This is a genomic window from Cetobacterium sp. (genome assembly GCF_051658645.1).
In the GTDB taxonomy this organism is placed as follows: domain Bacteria; phylum Fusobacteriota; class Fusobacteriia; order Fusobacteriales; family Fusobacteriaceae; genus Cetobacterium_A.
Genome location: NZ_JBOFMZ010000007.1, coordinates 1 through 16,489, shown reverse-complemented (window position 1 = coordinate 16,489; position 16,489 = coordinate 1). Strand labels below are relative to the sequence as shown.

The following is a 16,489-nucleotide window of genomic DNA, read 5'->3' as shown; positions in this document are numbered from 1 at the left end:
TATCTCTGCAACTTTATTCTTTTCAAAATCTACTAAAACCTCCTCATCAAATGTCACTCCATCTAACTTGAGTCTCTTTGTTATTTTTCCTGAAATATTTGTATTTGCTAAAATCAAAGATATATCCTCACTTTCATTAAAAGCATCCAAATTTTCTGAACCTAAGAATTTAAATGTTCCTGAGAATTCAATTGTTTCCCCAACTTTAACTCTTACTGTTCCATCACCTGTTGGAGCGGGAATCTCCTCATATTTATTTTTTCTTACAGCTTTAGACTTTGTTACAGTTACTACTTCCTCTCCATTAACCCAAAGTTTCCCCTTATTTCCATTAAAATAATCATTCTTTCTAGGATTTGCCACTTATTCTCCTCCTTACATGAATATATCGAAGAAGAAATCTTCCATAATTCCTGTTATCTTTATATTTCCTTTTAAAAATACTTTTGTTCCTATAGTCATTTTCATAGCATATGAATCATCCCATGAATTAACTGTTTCTTCTCCCCATTTTGAATAATTAGATAATCTTTGTTCCTCTATATCTATCATTGACTTATTATCAAAATTAGGATCTAATATTTTATCTTTAGCTAAAGATTTAAAGTATCCATTTATTGATGATATTAATAGCATTTGATTATCTAAAATATTTGGGTATTTTCCTTTATAACTATTGTTCCAAGCTTTATATATATCACAGAATATTAAATCCATTTTCTCTACTGTATTTATATGTGTCATTTCCTCTGTAACTCCCTCTCCAGTTGTTACAAGTGAATTTACAGCTCTAGCTACCCTTACTTCACCTTCATCATTAAACAACACATGCTCTCCATTTGAAATAGCTTCTTCAAGTTCTTCTGGTTCTTTTACACTTTTAAATTTCAATGGTTTAGCTATTCCTGACATCATCATAGATAACCCTGCGTAGAACCCAAGTAAATATGATAAAGCATACTCTCCACTTTTTATCTCTCTACTGTCATTAAATTCTATTTCTTCATTAGTATGATTAACAACATGCATAGAGTCAGCAGTAGTAACTTTATATGCTATAGCCTTATATCTTTTTTTATTATTTTTGTTCTCTCCTTTCACAAAAGTTACTAAATCATTTTGATTTTCACTAATTGATGTTTGTACTGTAATCCAAGAATTTCTTGGAATTATTCCTTTTATTTTATTTAATAAATCAACAAGAGTTGCATCGGTCCCTAATTTAAAAACATAAAGAGCTAATGGAGCTCCCTCTAGTGCATCTTTTATAAAAAGAACATTCTCTGGATCAAACTTCTTTTGTTCATCACTTCCAAAATCACTTATTGTCGTGTATTTTTGCTTTTGGACTCCAGGTGTATCATCATTTACTATTAAAACAGCATAACCTTTTTCTCCTCTAGCTATTGCTGAAACTCCTAATCCTTTAAACTCTATATTTAACTTCGGTAGTCCATTATTTGTTGCCATTAATCTCCTCCTTGAATTTCAACTCTTCCATGTTTTCTTCGTACTCTTTCTCATATTCTTCTGCTATAAATACATTAAATGTACAATGTAAGATCTTATCCACTTCAAATAACTTAACATTCTCAGCTTCAGTTATTAAACCATCAGCTATTTCAATACTTTTATTTCTTCCGAATGCTTTTGTTAAAATATTTCTCATTTTTAATAAATCTTCTTGATTTTTCTTTAAATGTTCTGGAAAATATAAAACATCGAATTCAACCTCTGTTTCTTGAAAGTTACCTGCTAAATCATCAATATTAACATCTAACATTTTTATATAAAAACATGGCCTTTTAAATCCCTCTTCTATATTTGAACTAATTACATCTATATGTGGAGCATACTCTCTTAATTTTTCTACAATTGAAGCTTGAATATCAATAAACTCTGTCATTTTCCACCTACTTAAAACCATTATTCATTAAAAGATCATCTAAAAATTTCTCTGTATCACTCTCAAATTCCTTTTCAAAATCTTTTTTTGCACTTAAAAAAACACTATATCCATCTTTAAACTCATGCTTACCTCCAACTCGATCAACCACATTATGCCCATACTCTATTAAATGAGCATGAGGAGCTGTAGAATATGTTCTACATGCATATGCTCCTTGATACTCATAAACTTTTCCTAATTTTATACCTTTTATATAATTTCCAGTTTTCTTTTTAACTCTACTCTTTGCAATAGAAATCGTTTTATTTTTTAATTTAACACCTTCTTTTTTTAAAAACTTTTTAGTCTCTTTTCCATCTTTAATTCCATTTGCCAACTTTAATAAATCTTTAGATAATTGGTCTAAACTCATGCTATCACTCCGTTTTTAGCTTTGCCATTATATCCATAAAGCCATTCTTTTTAAAATCTGGATAAATATATTCAATCTCATATATGAGCCCTTTAAAAACAATATGATAATCTGATTCAATCTTAGTTTTTCTAATTCTTATCTTGAATCTTGTATTATTAGCTTCTGTATCTCCCTCTCCACCAGTTACACTACCACTTTGAAACTTAATCTCAGCCCAAACTTTTTTTACAAGAACATCCTCGTAGGTTGTTCCAAGTTTTCCATTTATATGTTCTTTTTTATAAATACCTATTCTATTTTTCAATCTGCTACTTAGACTCAACACTATAATCACCATACCTTAACTTTGTATATAAACAAGAAAGCATGTTATTTACCTTAAACGCTAAATCTTGAGAACCTCTATTTTCATATCTATCAGTTATAATTATGAGTTGTGCCATTTCATATGTTTTACTTTCTCCACCAGAATCAAAAGTGACTCCAGTGGAATTTTCTATCTCCTCTTTACTAAACTCTATACACATTTCAATAAAATTGTCTTCATCCTCTTCATCTATTCTTAGGTATTCCTTAGCTCTAGCTTTATCAACCATACGAGCCTCCTATTTTCTGTTATTTTTCGCAGTTTCTTCCTCTTTATTCTCAACACTTTCTTTAAAGTCCACTGACGCTACTCCTGAGATTGGTATTTCACCATACACAACTGCTAATGAATCAAATTTCTTAACATCTAGCCTCATAATAGCTCTCATATCAATTCTATTTTTCTTAAATGCATCTCCACCAACATCAGTAGATTTTAATTCAATAGTTTCTCTATCAAATAAAACAATTGCATCTGTTAATGATCCAATTATTAAAGGAGCCTTTTTATCAGTTGTTCCTACTGAAGCTAAAATTCTATTTGATAGCACAATAATTTCTCTTCCATTTAATAATTTTTTAGTTGGAGCTTTTGGGTCCTTTTCTAATAAATAATTCCCTTGAGAATCTTTAAGTTTATTTAAATAATTAAAACCATCTTGGTTAGTTACTACTTTAGCTATTGCTGAAATAGATGGGTCTAATTTTACATCCATAACATCTTTAACGTCATCAATTGTTGAAATTAAAATTTTACTTAATGTATTTAAAACTGAAATTATTAAAGTGTTTTCTGTTGCTACAGCCTTTTTAGCTAACCATCTATTTAAATACCCTCTTAAATTTGCTGTTTGGTCTTGTAATAAAGTTCTTGGAATTGGTAAAATACCTCCATAGTTTTCTATTTTATATGTTACTGGCACAAATTTAGGTGCTGTAGTTTCTTTAATTCCATCCTCATCTGTTTCAGTAAACTTTTCAAGCGGTGTATGTTCTGCATCTTTTTCTAATACTCTTGATCCAGTTAAAGTTCTAACAGATTCAACTGTTACTAAATTTCTTAAAGGAGTAAATGTTCTTTTTAGTTCATTAATCTCAGTTTGCTGGTCTACTGGAATTAAACACCCTCCATCTTCACCTATTCCAGAACTTAAATTTCTAGCTTCCAGAATCTCTCTATCTTCATTTGAAGCTCTTCCTCTTAGAGAATTGTAGAATGCTTCACCATATCTTGCTTCGGGCTCTACATCTTCACCATCTAAATTTCCTCTTGGTAGCTGTTGTCCACTTCTATTTTCAGGTTCTGTTTGTGGATTATCCAATTCTTTTTGTAAATTAATCTTAGCTTGAAGCTCTGATATCTTATTTGTAACTTCTTTTATTTCTGCTTCTGTTACTCCAGCCTTCTCCATAATATTCTTTGCTTCAGCTTTTAAGTTAAACATCTCTTGTTGCATTTGTTGTAATTTTGTCATTACGACCTCCTATAAGTTTATTAATAAATTTAATTTTGCTTTTGCTAACTCTATTTCGGAACTTCCGAAATCCTTTTGAATATCTGTTTCCTTTTCATCTTTAGCTTTTATATTATTCATTAAAAGATTTTGAGGAATTTTATAATTCTTACACAACTCTCCATCTAAGCAAGCTGCTATATCAACAGCTTCTGTTGAAGTAACATTAAAATAATCTTGAGCTGTAAAACCATCAAACCAAGTCTCTGCTTTCATAAGTTCTAAGAACTCATCAAATGTTTTTCCATCTTTTGCTCTAGTCATATATGCATTCGCTATTGTGGTATCAAACCTCTCGTACAAATCCGCTTGTTCTCTTAAATCATCAGCATTACCTATTGCGAATCCCCAAGCTTTATGAATCATTAAATATGCATTTTCAGGAACTATAATCTCATCTCCCGCCATTGCAATAACCGAAGCTATTGATGCAGCATAACCTTCTACAAAAACTCTTTTATGCCCTTTATGTCTTGCTAACATATTATATATAGCAATTCCAGCAAATACACTTCCACCAGGAGAATTGATATAAATATCTAAAGCATCATTTTCTCCAATTTCACTTAACAGATTATTTACATCAGATGGTATAACATCACTATTTGACCATCTACTTGATGTAATCTCTCCAAAAATAATTAATTCCGCTACATTTTCAGTTTTATTTTTAACTTCCAATTTCCCTTTGTCTAAATTCAATACTGTCATCTATTCTCTCCCACCTTTATTATATTGACTTCCTATATTCTCTAAATTTATTGTAGAGCCATTTCCTAAGAGAGTATCTCCGCCATCTATATACGGAAGGTTTAAGTCTTCTCTCACCTCATTTGGTGTCATAGCAAAATTAGTTAGATATTTACTATAAACTTCCGCTTGGGTTTTATTGTCCATTTTAAATAGAATTTTTTCATTAATTTCTAATCTAAACCCTCTTTTTATATCGCTCTCAGTCAGAATCTTATAACTCATTTCTTGTTCATATGCTTTAAATAAAGGCTGTAAAGTATTTACATAGAAATCAACTTGCTGAGTTTCTGAATTTGAATAACTAGATTTTGTATAGTCATTAATTATATTTGGCTTTATTCCAAATGCTGCTGCTAACTGTAGTGCTGAAACTCTGTTGTTTTCAAAAAACTGTGCATCTGCCAGCTTCATATCTAGTAGTTGTGCTTGGAATCCTGCTGGTACAGGAATAAATTTTCCAGATCCTTGTGTTGCTGAATATCTTTCAAGACTTGCTGCAACTTTTTGTTCCTTACCTCTTTCAAGTTCTCCTGGATAATGAATCAAGATTTTAGAACCAAACATATTGCTTTTATAAAGCTTATTTAAAAATCCCACAGAATTTTTCCCACTACTTATTTGGGTTTTGAGAATATCTCTTGTTGCCACTCCTGAAAGTCCATCAAAACTTACATGAGTTTTCAGATGAATAATCTCATTCATTTCAAAGCTATATTTTTTTCGTGTTCGGCTATCTGTCCAAATATACCAAATAGCATTTAACTTTCCAAAAATACCTTTATTATCAATCCAAATCTTAACTTGAGCACTTGGAAGCAACCATAAATTCTTTGGAAATCCATTTTTATCAGCTTCTATATAGATATATGAATTCCCATTATGTAATTTATTAAGTTCAACTGTACCCCAAAATGTAGCAGCAGTCATGTATGGGTTAGGTCTTAAATTAAAAATTCTATCAATATTAGAATCAAGAACTTTTTCTTTACCTTTTTTTTCTGTTAAAACTCTAAGCTCCCACGGCATCTTAGACATTGTTTCTGATAAATGCTTTAAACATATATAGTAAATTGTTTCTGACAAATCACTGCTCTTATCAATATTTTCAACATCTATTCCATACCCATGAAAAAAATCTCCTATCTCTTCTAAAGATAATCCTTCTTCTTTTTCTTCTCGTTTATCTGATTTAACTATATTTTTTATCTTATCTATTATTTTTATTGTTATTCACCTCCACCATATAATTTATCTAGAATTTCATCAGAAACCAATTCATTAACATCAAATTCAAACTCATGATACATTGCCAATTTATATCCACATAAAAGAGCATCAATTGGGTCAATCCTTCTAATAGAAGCATCCTTATCTATTTTTATAAGTCCATTATTTTGCCTTATAACTGTATTTCCCATTGCATAATTTAAAAGTGGGTTTGGTAAATAGTAAACATTCTCTGAATAAACCTGTTCTCTAAAACCTGCTGTACTTTCATTTAAAGATTTATGCGATTGATAAACCTCTGTTACTTCATATCCTTGAATATCCAAATCCATCATTAATTTTGAAGCATTAGCAGGATCAAAACAAAGGTGTCTTATCTCCCAATTGTTTTCTTCACAGGTGTTTAATACATAATCCATTACATAGCTTTGGTCAACTATTGGAGTATTTGTTACACTTAAAAATCCCCTCTCCTCCCAGCTATCATAAGGAACTTTATCTACCATTTTTCTTTCCATAAGTTTTTCTCTATTTGGAATAAAAGAATGACTAAATATTATATACTTTGCAATCCCTTCAACCATTATAGGTATTACGAAGGCTACACTTGTTAAGTCAATTTTTGCTGACATATCAAATCCCACATATACAGGTCTATTAGTTATATCAAACGGAAGATTTTTTACTTCGCATCTTTTCCACTTCTCCATATCCATATAACCTAAATCTTTAGCTTGAACCCAAATATTACAAATTTTAGTTTTAAATGAAATCATCTTTTCAGGAACACTTTTAGCTACTTCATAATCTGATGCTATTTTCTGTATACCTTCTTTATAGGTCGCTCGTAGTGGATTGGCTTTTTGCCATGTTTTTAAATCTCCTATATCATCATCTTTATCAGCTTCACAAATATCCACAAAATATTCATCATTTTCTATATCTATATTTGGATTTAGTAACTCAGAACAATATTTATATTCTTCTGTATAACAAGGAACATTTAAATCTATCCCTGCAGTTGTTATTATCAATAATAAAGACTCTTTAGAGTTGCTTCCTAATGCTAAGTCATAGAACTCTGTCGTTGCATGTTGATGATATTCATCAAGAACAAGTGCTGCTGGATTGGTTCCATCTCCTGTTTTTCCATCTTGTTTTGATAATGGTTTTAAAAATGAGGTCGTTTTTATATGAACTATTTTATCCCTTGTTAACTTAAACTTTGGTGCTAAAGAACTTCCTGTAAGCATATTTTGACATTCAGAAAATAAGAGTTTTGATTGCTCTCTTTTAGTTCCTGCACAAAACGTTTCTGCTATCTCACTATTTCTAGTTGCTACTACAGATATTTCATACAACATACATCCCGCTTGCATCTGAGTTTTAGCATTCTTTCTTCCAACCTCTATAAAAGCTTTTTTATATCTCCTATATCCATCTTCTCTTTTCCAAGCATATATTTGACAAACTATAAACTTTTGCCAATCAGTTAATACTATTGGAGTTCCTGCTAAAATCCCTTTTGAATGTTTCAGATATGTAAACCATTTAACTATTCTCAAAGCTTCTTCTTCACCCCAAATAAACTTTGACTCTTCAACATCTTTTAAAAATCTTTGTGCAGCCCATATATGCTTCTGTCCACTTGGTATAACTCCATCTATACAATCTTTACAATACTGTATAATTTTCTCTTTAATACTCATTAAACATCTCCAAATTCTTCATCTAATGTTTTATCTATTCTAGTTACTATTCCAGAACCAGCTTTCAATCTTGATTCCATAGTTAATCCTAATAAAGAACCATACTTTTTCATCTCCTCTGAATATTTAAGCTCTAAGCCTACAAGTGGATTTACATCTTCTACAATCATTACATCAGTCTTTAGATTAGTTACAATTGAAACATATCTAGCAAAGGCATTACAGTAACCTCCTAAGCTGTTATAATCTAAATTACTAATCATAGATTTTTTATTAAATTGCTCTACAAGTCTAATCCATTCATTAATTGCAATTTGATTTACTAGCCAATCTGGAGGATGTTCCAGTTGCTCATTTCCAACAAATACAGATTCTTGTTCTAGCTGTTTTCTTTTTATCTCTTCTTGGGTCAAATGCTTTGTCTGTGCTTCAAGTGATTTTCTAATTTTCAACACCTCCATTTTTTATTTTTTATTTTTTTCTCAAAGGGAAATTTGCGAAAAGACTTGAGAAAATGTGGTATTAAAGCCTTTCTCAAAAACTTTTTCATATACCCCCGCCTCCATACTCAACCTTCCATATTTTTATAAACTCTTTTATCTCTTTAATTGTTTTTATTTGATCTGTTTTATATAGCCTATGTATCTCTCTGTGAGCTTCATCACATAAATAAACAAGATTTGATAATGATAATCCTTTTGATTTATCCTCTGATAATGGAACTATGTGATGAACTAAACTTCCTTTTTTAACTCTTTTATGTTTATATAAACTCCAAAGACACAACTCACTAAACTTATTCCTACAACTTTCTCTTAATCTCTTCCACTCTTTGCTGTTATAAAATCCTTGATTCTCTCTTTGACATTTATCATATATCCTATTTGATTCACTTCTTGTCTTCTTAGCACAACCATTTGGACACTCTTTTAAACTATATGAGTATACCTTTCTACATCTAGGACATATCCTATTCATCTACAACAACTCCATAAGCTTTCGCTTTTATCTCTTTTGTTTTTAAATCTATCTTTTTTAATTTTAAATCTATTAAATCAGAGTCTAGCTTTATCTCCCTTTCTTTTTCATCAACTAATATCTCATCTTTATAAGCTTCATATTTTGCTAATTTAATTTTATAATCAAGCTCTTCCTCTGAATTCATTATTGAATATAACTCTTTAGCAAATTGATAACCATCTCTATGAGTTGCTATTCTAGTTCTTAGAGCGTCTTCTCTACCTTTATTTGTAGGTCTTTCTTTTTTTCTTTCTAATTCAATTAGATAAGCTAATGTTGATTTATGAAGATTCTTATAATGACCTTTTATTTCCTCTTTCTCTTCTAAATGCTGTTCTACATCTTTTTGTACCTCTTGTAAGTAAAGCAGTGTTGAATTAATTCCCTTTTGCCATTTCTCTTTACTAGATAAGTTCCTCAATGTGCCATAAGACAATCTAAACTCATAAGCTAACTCTTTTAAATCTTCTCCAGCTTCAAATCTTTTTCTTATCTCTTTCTTAATTGCATTAGAAACTTTATTTATCACTATGACACACCTCCCAATTAAAATAATAAATTAAGTCATAAAAATGTAATTTGTAACGGCTATTAGTTAATAAGGAAAAATCACCCAAATTACTTAGAGTAATATCATTCACAACCTACCTATTCATAAAGTGTTTCAGCCTATTTTTAAGCCTCAAAAGTTTAACCACTATTTGAAATTAGTGGTTAAAAATAAATTCCATCAAATAATTTAATTTTTCTAAATTATTACGATTGGAATAGTTCTTCAATATTGTTTTTGTTTCTCTTGTTTTATGTTGTCTATCGTACTTATTAACAAGTTCTATTAAAAGAGTGTAGTCAAATATCCAGCATGATTCTTCTAAATATCTATAGACTCCTCTTTTCTCTTTTTTACCCAACTCTTTTCCAAATCTATTGGCTTTTTTAAAAGCTAGGAATTCTTTTTCTAAATTATTCTTTATAACACTTTCTAAATGCCTTATTCCCTCTTCCAAGAGCTTCTTCTTCGTATTCTCTATAAAGATTCCATCAATAAGCTCAAAGCTGTTTAAAATAGAATTCAGGCTATTATCCTTTTCTTTCTTATTTGCATAATATGAAAAAGTTCTATTTAGAAATTTCCATTCTAATCTTGTTACATCTAATTCTAAATCCAGCTTTTTAGATTCTTCTGTTTTGTCATAAACAGTAACCAAAGTAGAGCCGTAATTTCCTAGAAGAGTTTCATCTTGAAACATCAATCTATAGCTTTTATTTCTAGTGCATCTACTTATTTTTTTAAAGTGTGGTACTGATATGAATAATAGTTTAAAAGCTTCTTCAACTTCTAAAAATGGTTTATTAAAGTTCAAATTTATTTCAATATCTTTAATTTTTGCTTCAGATAAATTTATCTCTATGCCTTTCTCAGAAAGTTCTTTAATTAGTATTAAAAGTGCTGATTTCAGCTCTATCTCTCTTGAGTTATAAACATTATGACCATTTAAAATTTTATTCGGATTAAATCTCAAATTTTTAAAATGAGTTTCCTTTCCACTACTATATAACCTTGTAGTGCTATCTAAAGTGTAGCTTGGCTCATCTAAACAAAATTTTTCTTGGTAGTACTCCTCTGTTACCTGTTCTGTTATATAAAGATTGCTATTATAACTTATTTCAAAGTTATATAGAGTTAACCAATCTATACCTATTCTAAATATCTTACTGGCATCTAAATTCACATTTATATACCTCCATTCTACCAACCCCTTTCCCGAACCTTCCTGCAGTTTACACATTGGTTCATCCATATTTTATTACTGATTAAAATGCACCAATTAATTGATACATTTTAATCAGTAGCCTACCCTGAAATAGGCTTGTATATATCCCTCCAAAAAGTTATAATTGAATTGTTAAAAACGATATTGTTTCTGGAGGGATTATGAATTTTGAATTTTCTTTAAAAAATATTTTTTATTTACTTTTTTTAATTGGTTTTATTAATCTTATAAGAGATCTGTTTAATGCAATAAAAACTAGAATTATTATTAGGGAAGCTATTGGTCACTTTACGCAACTACATGGAAAGATTAAAAAACGTGAGCAAAATATTGATAAACACTTAATGTTCTTAAATAAAAATCATAAAATCCTAAATAGTTCTGGCTTGGGTAATCTTCATTTTAGAAACGATCCCCAACAATCTATGTTATCCAATATTTTAATAAACTTTACAGAATATCTAAATTTCTATTATCGTGATGAACTTCTTCACTCTTTATATTCTCTTTATTCAGTAAGTGTTCAGATTGATAATGATTTTAATTTATTAAAATATATATTCAATTTTTTCAATCCTTTTATGTATTTAAAAAAATCAATACCAACAATACTAAATAGCTTTTATGAAATATTTCCTTTAAAATTTCCAAGTTTTATAAAAATACTTTTAGAATCTATATCTTTATTTTTTGGAATTTTAATTTCTTTGAAAGAAATTTCTCCTGAAACATTTGCAGCATTAATCAATTTTTTGAATAATATTTTTAATAGGTAATTTATATTTTGTTTTTATAATTTCAGCTTCTAGTACTTCTAATATCTCTTTAGATGTATTAATATTATTAAGTGAATTGTATTCTAAAATAGCTATTATTCCATTATATCCATACTTAGTAGTGAAACATTTTAAACATATAGTTTGATTTTTAGAATACTCTTCATATGCTATCTTTTTTGTAATATTACTCGGAATATATGTATAATGATTTTCAAATACATTTTCTTTTATTTCTTTTTTAAAGAGTTCTTTAATTTTTTTTATCAATTATACTCACCTTCTAGCAATAGTTTTATACTCAAGAAAATAAATCATCAACAATCTCAGAATAAGTAATCTCTTTCCCATCTCTTATTAAAATTACATCTTCTCTTCCTAAGTTTATATATCTTTTTACTATCACATCTACATATCTTGGGTCTAACTCCAATGATCTATTTTTTCTTTCTAATTGGTCACAAGCCATCATAGTTGAACCTGAACCTCCAAATAAATCTAAAACTATATCTTCTTTTTTAGAACTATTCATAATTGCTCTTCCTGGAACTTCTACTGGCTTAGTTGTTGGATGAAGCTCTGACTTTTTAGGTCTCGGAACATCCCAAACATCACATTGCTTTCTACTCTCAAGTGGATGAAGTCTTGCTTTTCCTTCTAACCATCCATACCAAATAGGTTCATATTTCGTATGATAATCTTTCCTTGAAATAACTAGTGAATCTTTATTCCAGATAATTGTTGATGACCAATGATAATTATTCTGAGCTAAAGTTAACATCATGTTTCCCCATTCTTGTCCCGACATAACAACATAAGTTGGACAACCTTTCTTTGAGAACTCAGCCATTCTTGAAAATATATCAAACATAAATTTCTTAAAATCCTCTGTTCCCATGAAGTCATTTAATATTGTTCTTGGTTTATACCCTTGAGGATTATCCTCTTTTACTCCTCCATAATTCACATTCCACGGTGGGTCTGTAAATACTAAATCAGCTTTATCTATTAACATTACCTTTGTTACATCTTCAACTTTTGTACTATCTCCACAAAGCAATCTATGGCTACCTAACATATATAAGTCTCCAAGTTTACTATATGGTTCTTTCTCTAAATCTATTTCTGGTGGGTCATCTTCTTTAAACTCATCAATCTCTACTTCTAGACTTCCAATATTTAACTCTTTTAGTTCTTCTATTTCAAAACCAGTTAAAGATAAATCCTTCTCATTAATCTCTATGCTTTTTAACTCTAGTTTTAACTTTTGTAAGTTAAATCCAGTATTCATGGTTAATTTATTGTGAGCTATTATATATTGTTTTTTCTGTATCTCATTTAAGTGATCCAACCTTATTACTTCTACTTCTTCAGCTCCTAACTGTTGAAGTGCAATATATCTTCCATGACCTTCTATAATCATATTATTTTCATCTACTGCTAATGGATCATTAAAACCAAACTCTTTTATACTTCCTTTTATTTGGTCTATCTGTTCTTGAGGATGCTCTTTAGCATTATTTATATATGGTATTATTTTACTTAGTTTTAATTTTTCTATTTTCATATGACACTCTCAAAGCTCATTTTTATCTACATACTCTAATATCTCAATTATTGCATTTGAAACTTTTTCAATAGATTTCTCTAGATAATCTTTATTCTTAATATTATCTAAAAAGAATGGTTCTATTAGTATTGCTACTGGTTTAGTTTTATTAAGGATTGAACCTCCTCTATCTTCTGGTTTAGTTGGTTTTATTCCTCTATCTGGTAGCCCTAAATGCTTAGTTAAAATATCTTGAGCTACTGAAGCTAACTTTCTTCCTTTTGATGATGTATGAGCATATAGAACCTCTGTTCCTTGTGCTTTTCTATCATAAGCATTAAAGTGGCAACTTATTAGAATATCTCCATTTAAAGAATTGACTTCATTAACTAAATTTCCAAAATCATTTCTAGCTTTAATAATTAAATCAATTCCAACTAATCTCTCTTTTTTAAAAACTTCCGTTACCAAATAACTTGTCATATCAAATTCTGTTATTAATTTTCCATCTATATTTGTGTTGCATCCAGGACTTATAAAGTTATGTCCTGCTAATAAAATAACTCTTTTAGTTCCTACCATTATTCCATCTCCTTGCTTCTGCATCAGCCTTACCTAATTGAATCATTAACTCTGACTTATTATCTAAATCAATATCTAAAGCTCCAATCATCTCCATTAACTTTTCCATTTCTTCCATAAAAACTCCTGATAAAAAAATAGACCACCCCTATCCAATCATAATGATTAGATAAGGGCGGTCACTGACTCATACTCTTATTCCAATTCTATATAGTTCAAAAGTCTCTAAAAGTTGCTTTATAAATCAGTTACCTTCTGGCTTACTTGTATTTATAAATAATCGTCTCTCTTGTAACATTGTATTTTTTACTCCTATTCATTTGCTCCTATTATTTTTGTTGGAGCTATTGAATAAAATATTTTACCATTCATTTCTTTAGTTATTTGAATAGATACTTTCTCATCTTTTTCTAAACTTGAACCAATTTCAACTAATAATTTTTCAATTCTTTTACTAAATTTTTCCACTTTATCCCCCTTTATTAAACACAAGGTCTTTTACGGAGAATAGACTACACTAAAAAAACTAAAAATGCAAGTTTTTTTAATTATTAATCAAGATTTAGTTCATTTTCTATTTTTTTAAGTATTTTTCTTAATTCTTTAGGTAAATTATACATTGTAATAGTTTTATAAGTATTCATACTTATATGGTTAGATTTTCCTAAATGATTATTAATTTTTAAAACGTATAATTCAAGTAATTGTTTTCCTGGTATAAAATCCACAATATTTATTTGCTCAATTTTTTCTCTATTTTCTCTAATTAAATGGCATAACTTTTCACATTTTTTATCCCCTAATCCTTTTAAATAATTTTTCATTCCTGGCAAATGTTTATCAAAATTACTTGTCTCAAAAAATATTTTCGGATTTTGTTTTGAAGTCTCTATAGGACTTGGTAAACTTTGTATTGATAAAAATAACGGTAATAAATCAAAGTAGATATTTTTTACTTTATCCAACCACTTATCATATGAAAACTCTTTGGCTATTTGTAAATATTCTGTATTCATATTATTTGATACTATCATAACCCCATACTCTTCTGAAATAAAATAATTTTCCAAAGTATATTTTTCCAAATAAAAAACTTTTCTATCTTCTACTTTTGGGATTTCTTTTATTACATCAAAATCTAAGTCGACTAAGAATAAACTTTTATTATATAATTTATTATTATCTTTTACTACATTATAGCAATCTAATACATTTTTTTTATTTTCCAAACTTTCTATCTTTATCTTTTTAAATTTATTTTCGGGTAAAGATTGTTTTAGTAAATTAGAATATAAACCTTTACTATTTAAATCTTCTATAAAAAGTATATTTTTTGAAGTTAATCTTAACTTATTAACAGCTCCTTGCAGTGTATTATTCAATGACATTATATTCACCTATTTCAATACATCTTTCTCCGTAATTTCCAATCACCTCTGGTGAATGTGTTGCTATTATATACTGGTTAAGTTCGCTTACTCCATTTAAAGAATCTGATATTTTTTCTTGCCAGTCTATATGTAAAGATAATTCTGGCTCATCCATTATAAAAATACCTCCTGATGTTTCTTTTGTATTAAAGATTAAAAATGTAAATAATGTTAAAATTTGTTTTTCACCAGAAGATAGTTTTTCTAAATTTATTTTTTTCTCTTCATTTTTTACATTTCTTATGTCTAACCCTCCCACATCATTAACTCTTATTTTCTTTCCTATTTCTGAATAAAATTTATTCACTATCACTGTTAATTTCTCTATTTTAGTATATATTTTTTTCTTTTTTTCTTTTATTTCCTTTGCTTTTTCTATTATATGATATGCATATTCTAATTTTATATTATCTAAAGAAAATAATAAAAGTTCAAACTCTTCTTCATTTGCTATAGGAGAAGTTAATACAGTTTCAATATCTAGCTTTTCTAACTCTTTCTTTTTTTCATATAAAGTTTTAAAATATTCTCCCACTAAAGAATTATAACTTTCTTGAGGAATCTCTAAACTTAAAAAAGCCTCTTCTATTTGTTTTTCAATATTTTTATCAAATTTTAAAACTTTTTCTACGGATGATTTTAAATCTGATTTTTTATCTACAGAAAATGGTGTTAATAATACTTGTTTTTTAAATTCATTATTATATGTTTCATAGTGTCTTAATATATTTGAATATTCAACTTTTATTGTTTTTTCAACCTCATCTAAACCAAAAACATCATTTTTTTCTCCTATTCTCAACCTTTCTCTTCTTAAAACTGCTGCTGAAGCTACTCCTTGTCTGTTTAGAGTTAAATAATGAACCTCTTGTTTCTTAATAGCTGCTAAAAATATTTTTAGTTGTAGAATATTTTTTCTATTTTCACTAGAAAATTCCCTATAATATACCCTTCTCTCATCTCCAAATTCATCCTCTTCTATCTTATAAAAATTTTTACTCTCCTCGATTATATTAAATTTTTTCTCTATTATTTTCTCATCTGACTTCAAACCCTCTATCTTTAGCACTAATTTATTTTTTGTTTTTTCAGCTGTAAACTTCACATCTTGCATTTCTAGAAGAATAGTTTTAAATTCTATTTTTGATAAACGTTCTATTTTTAAATTTACTAAGCTATCTATTATTTCTAATATTGTAGTTTTTCCAGTTCCGTTTTTTCCTATTAATATATTTATTCCATCTTTAAAAAAAATTTCCAGATTTTTTTCACCAAATAATTCTTTAATTTCAAGATATTTTACCATTTTTCCCCCTCTTATATTTTTTGTTTCTGTTAACTTAAAAATTATTGAAACTACTCTAATCCTTTGAGGTATAATAGTTATTCAAACAACCAATATTCCCCCCAAGAAAGGAGCAGTTTTTAACTATGTATATTAATAATATCTCTTGTCCTCGTTGT

Annotated in this window: 22 protein-coding genes; 1 reads left to right on the top strand and 21 read right to left on the bottom strand. The window is 28.5% G+C overall.

Going from position 1 to position 16,489, the window contains the following annotated elements; genetic code table 11:
• From ACRCZX_RS00225 to ACRCZX_RS00160, 14 genes are all read right to left on the bottom strand, one after another.
• Window positions 1-363, bottom strand: a 363-nt coding sequence (locus tag ACRCZX_RS00225) for a phage tail tube protein (protein WP_438580945.1), incomplete at its 3' end; no start/stop codon positions are given.
• Window positions 364-375: 12 nt separating this feature from the next.
• Complete coding sequence (locus ACRCZX_RS00220; RefSeq protein WP_438580944.1) at window positions 376-1,470, bottom strand: phage tail sheath C-terminal domain-containing protein; 1,095 nt, start codon at window positions 1,468-1,470, stop codon at window positions 376-378.
• Window positions 1,457-1,906 carry a phage tail terminator family protein gene (locus tag ACRCZX_RS00215; protein ID WP_438580943.1) on the bottom strand — a complete coding sequence of 150 codons (450 nt, stop codon included), beginning with the start codon at window positions 1,904-1,906 and terminating at the stop codon, window positions 1,457-1,459. The genes ACRCZX_RS00220 and ACRCZX_RS00215 overlap by 14 nt, the downstream gene beginning before the upstream one ends.
• Before the next feature lie 7 nt (window positions 1,907-1,913).
• Window positions 1,914-2,321, bottom strand: coding sequence for an HK97 gp10 family phage protein (locus ACRCZX_RS00210; protein ID WP_438580942.1), 408 nt, complete (start codon window positions 2,319-2,321; stop codon window positions 1,914-1,916).
• A 4-nt stretch (window positions 2,322-2,325) separates the two neighbouring features.
• Window positions 2,326-2,649 carry a phage head closure protein gene (locus ACRCZX_RS00205; protein ID WP_438580941.1) on the bottom strand — a complete coding sequence of 108 codons (324 nt, stop codon included), beginning with the start codon at window positions 2,647-2,649 and terminating at the stop codon, window positions 2,326-2,328.
• Window positions 2,633-2,920, bottom strand: coding sequence for a head-tail connector protein (locus ACRCZX_RS00200; protein WP_438580940.1), 288 nt, complete (start codon window positions 2,918-2,920; stop codon window positions 2,633-2,635). Before ACRCZX_RS00200 ends, ACRCZX_RS00205 begins: the two co-directional genes overlap by 17 nt.
• A gap of 9 nt (window positions 2,921-2,929) precedes the next feature.
• On the bottom strand, window positions 2,930-4,165 hold the full coding sequence (locus ACRCZX_RS00195) for a phage major capsid protein (protein WP_438580939.1): 1,236 nt from the start codon (window positions 4,163-4,165) through the stop codon (window positions 2,930-2,932).
• Between the two features lie 9 nt (window positions 4,166-4,174).
• Entirely contained in the window at window positions 4,175-4,915 is a 741-nt protein-coding gene (locus ACRCZX_RS00190; RefSeq protein ID WP_438580938.1) for a head maturation protease, ClpP-related, read from the bottom strand.
• On the bottom strand, window positions 4,916-6,040 hold the full coding sequence (locus ACRCZX_RS00185; protein WP_438580937.1) for a phage portal protein: 1,125 nt from the start codon (window positions 6,038-6,040) through the stop codon (window positions 4,916-4,918). It lies immediately after the preceding gene.
• A 143-nt stretch (window positions 6,041-6,183) separates the two neighbouring features.
• The gene (locus ACRCZX_RS00180) at window positions 6,184-7,893 is read right to left on the bottom strand and encodes a terminase large subunit (protein ID WP_438580936.1); all 1,710 of its coding nucleotides are present in this window, start codon (window positions 7,891-7,893) and stop codon (window positions 6,184-6,186) included.
• The gene (locus ACRCZX_RS00175) at window positions 7,893-8,345 is read right to left on the bottom strand and encodes a P27 family phage terminase small subunit (RefSeq protein ID WP_438580935.1); all 453 of its coding nucleotides are present in this window, start codon (window positions 8,343-8,345) and stop codon (window positions 7,893-7,895) included. The genes ACRCZX_RS00180 and ACRCZX_RS00175 overlap by 1 nt, the downstream gene beginning before the upstream one ends.
• 94 nt (window positions 8,346-8,439) lie before the next feature.
• Window positions 8,440-8,871, bottom strand: a complete 432-nt coding sequence (locus ACRCZX_RS00170) for an HNH endonuclease (RefSeq protein ID WP_438580934.1) — start codon at window positions 8,869-8,871, stop codon at window positions 8,440-8,442.
• Entirely contained in the window at window positions 8,864-9,442 is a 579-nt protein-coding gene (locus ACRCZX_RS00165; RefSeq protein WP_438580933.1) for a hypothetical protein, read from the bottom strand. Before ACRCZX_RS00165 ends, ACRCZX_RS00170 begins: the two co-directional genes overlap by 8 nt.
• A gap of 178 nt (window positions 9,443-9,620) precedes the next feature.
• On the bottom strand, window positions 9,621-10,703 hold the full coding sequence (locus ACRCZX_RS00160; RefSeq protein WP_438580932.1) for a hypothetical protein: 1,083 nt from the start codon (window positions 10,701-10,703) through the stop codon (window positions 9,621-9,623).
• A 146-nt stretch (window positions 10,704-10,849) separates the two neighbouring features.
• Between ACRCZX_RS00160 and ACRCZX_RS00155 the strand changes: the two genes are divergently transcribed.
• Window positions 10,850-11,464 carry a hypothetical protein gene (locus ACRCZX_RS00155; protein WP_438580931.1) on the top strand — a complete coding sequence of 205 codons (615 nt, stop codon included), beginning with the start codon at window positions 10,850-10,852 and terminating at the stop codon, window positions 11,462-11,464.
• Here ACRCZX_RS00155 and ACRCZX_RS00150 read toward each other — a convergent pair.
• The 7 genes from ACRCZX_RS00150 to ACRCZX_RS00120 all read right to left on the bottom strand — a co-directional run bounded on the left by ACRCZX_RS00150 (window position 11,429) and on the right by ACRCZX_RS00120 (window position 16,331).
• A complete protein-coding gene (locus ACRCZX_RS00150) occupies window positions 11,429-11,734 on the bottom strand; it encodes a hypothetical protein (RefSeq protein WP_438580930.1) in 306 nt (101 codons plus the stop codon). The two genes, ACRCZX_RS00155 and ACRCZX_RS00150, sit on opposite strands and share 36 nt — an antisense overlap.
• 31 nt (window positions 11,735-11,765) lie before the next feature.
• Window positions 11,766-13,031, bottom strand: coding sequence for a site-specific DNA-methyltransferase (locus ACRCZX_RS00145; protein WP_438580929.1), 1,266 nt, complete (start codon window positions 13,029-13,031; stop codon window positions 11,766-11,768).
• 9 nt (window positions 13,032-13,040) lie between these two features.
• Window positions 13,041-13,595 carry an N-acetylmuramoyl-L-alanine amidase gene (locus ACRCZX_RS00140; protein WP_438580928.1) on the bottom strand — a complete coding sequence of 185 codons (555 nt, stop codon included), beginning with the start codon at window positions 13,593-13,595 and terminating at the stop codon, window positions 13,041-13,043.
• The gene (locus ACRCZX_RS00135; protein WP_438518222.1) at window positions 13,582-13,713 is read right to left on the bottom strand and encodes a hypothetical protein; all 132 of its coding nucleotides are present in this window, start codon (window positions 13,711-13,713) and stop codon (window positions 13,582-13,584) included. The genes ACRCZX_RS00140 and ACRCZX_RS00135 overlap by 14 nt, the downstream gene beginning before the upstream one ends.
• Before the next feature lie 194 nt (window positions 13,714-13,907).
• Window positions 13,908-14,063, bottom strand: coding sequence for a hypothetical protein (locus tag ACRCZX_RS00130; protein ID WP_298065330.1), 156 nt, complete (start codon window positions 14,061-14,063; stop codon window positions 13,908-13,910).
• Between the two features lie 83 nt (window positions 14,064-14,146).
• The gene (locus ACRCZX_RS00125; RefSeq protein WP_438580927.1) at window positions 14,147-14,983 is read right to left on the bottom strand and encodes a DUF4435 domain-containing protein; all 837 of its coding nucleotides are present in this window, start codon (window positions 14,981-14,983) and stop codon (window positions 14,147-14,149) included.
• Entirely contained in the window at window positions 14,970-16,331 is a 1,362-nt protein-coding gene (locus ACRCZX_RS00120; protein ID WP_438580926.1) for an AAA family ATPase, read from the bottom strand. The genes ACRCZX_RS00125 and ACRCZX_RS00120 overlap by 14 nt, the downstream gene beginning before the upstream one ends.
• Between the last annotated feature and the right edge of the window lie 158 nt (window positions 16,332-16,489).

Excerpts from the sequence above, each read along its gene's own strand:
- ACRCZX_RS00220 (WP_438580944.1), bottom strand. The coding sequence starts at position 1,470 with ATGGCAACAAATAATGGACTACCGAAGTTAAATATAGAGTTTAAAGGA.
- ACRCZX_RS00215 (WP_438580943.1), bottom strand. The coding sequence starts at position 1,906 with ATGACAGAGTTTATTGATATTCAAGCTTCAATTGTAGAAAAATTAAGA.
- ACRCZX_RS00210 (WP_438580942.1), bottom strand. The coding sequence starts at position 2,321 with ATGAGTTTAGACCAATTATCTAAAGATTTATTAAAGTTGGCAAATGGA.
- ACRCZX_RS00200 (WP_438580940.1), bottom strand. The coding sequence starts at position 2,920 with ATGGTTGATAAAGCTAGAGCTAAGGAATACCTAAGAATAGATGAAGAG.
- ACRCZX_RS00195 (WP_438580939.1), bottom strand. The coding sequence starts at position 4,165 with ATGACAAAATTACAACAAATGCAACAAGAGATGTTTAACTTAAAAGCT.
- ACRCZX_RS00190 (WP_438580938.1), bottom strand. The coding sequence starts at position 4,915 with ATGACAGTATTGAATTTAGACAAAGGGAAATTGGAAGTTAAAAATAAA.
- ACRCZX_RS00180 (WP_438580936.1), bottom strand. The coding sequence starts at position 7,893 with ATGAGTATTAAAGAGAAAATTATACAGTATTGTAAAGATTGTATAGAT.
- ACRCZX_RS00170 (WP_438580934.1), bottom strand. The coding sequence starts at position 8,871 with ATGAATAGGATATGTCCTAGATGTAGAAAGGTATACTCATATAGTTTA.
- ACRCZX_RS00160 (WP_438580932.1), bottom strand. The coding sequence starts at position 10,703 with ATGTGTAAACTGCAGGAAGGTTCGGGAAAGGGGTTGGTAGAATGGAGG.
- ACRCZX_RS00155 (WP_438580931.1), top strand. The coding sequence starts at position 10,850 with ATGAATTTTGAATTTTCTTTAAAAAATATTTTTTATTTACTTTTTTTA.
- ACRCZX_RS00145 (WP_438580929.1), bottom strand. The coding sequence starts at position 13,031 with ATGAAAATAGAAAAATTAAAACTAAGTAAAATAATACCATATATAAAT.
- ACRCZX_RS00140 (WP_438580928.1), bottom strand. The coding sequence starts at position 13,595 with ATGGTAGGAACTAAAAGAGTTATTTTATTAGCAGGACATAACTTTATA.
- ACRCZX_RS00135 (WP_438518222.1), bottom strand. The coding sequence starts at position 13,713 with ATGGAAGAAATGGAAAAGTTAATGGAGATGATTGGAGCTTTAGATATT.
- ACRCZX_RS00125 (WP_438580927.1), bottom strand. The coding sequence starts at position 14,983 with ATGTCATTGAATAATACACTGCAAGGAGCTGTTAATAAGTTAAGATTA.
- ACRCZX_RS00120 (WP_438580926.1), bottom strand. The coding sequence starts at position 16,331 with ATGGTAAAATATCTTGAAATTAAAGAATTATTTGGTGAAAAAAATCTG.